Below are 239 nucleotides of genomic sequence, written 5' to 3'. Positions count from 1 at the left end.
ACCGAGGCTTGTCGGACGTACTGAAACAATCGCTGGATCCCGAGCGGGCGATTCGCCGCGTCGACGAGAACCTCGACGTGCTGCCGGCCGGAACCCACGCGCAGCCCGCGCGCAATTTGTACGGCGCCGACATGCTCGACGCGCTGCTCGCACGACTGCGCAGTCAATACGACATGATCGTCGTCGACGCGCCGCTGACCCGTCCGGCCGACAACGTCGCCATGTTTGCGCGGTTCGCC

The 239-nt window shown here is 66.5% G+C and carries 1 protein-coding gene; it reads left to right on the top strand.

Going from position 1 to position 239, the window contains the following annotated elements; all coding sequences use genetic code 11:
- The coding region (locus SB771_RS36790) for a MinD/ParA family protein (RefSeq protein WP_410722258.1) at positions 1-239 on the top strand (239 nt) is incomplete at both ends.

Origin of the sequence: Burkholderia sp. SIMBA_051, from assembly GCF_046534915.1 — a bacterium.
Classification (GTDB): domain Bacteria; phylum Pseudomonadota; class Gammaproteobacteria; order Burkholderiales; family Burkholderiaceae; genus Burkholderia; species Burkholderia ambifaria.
This window is presented reverse-complemented; position numbering and strand designations above follow the sequence as displayed.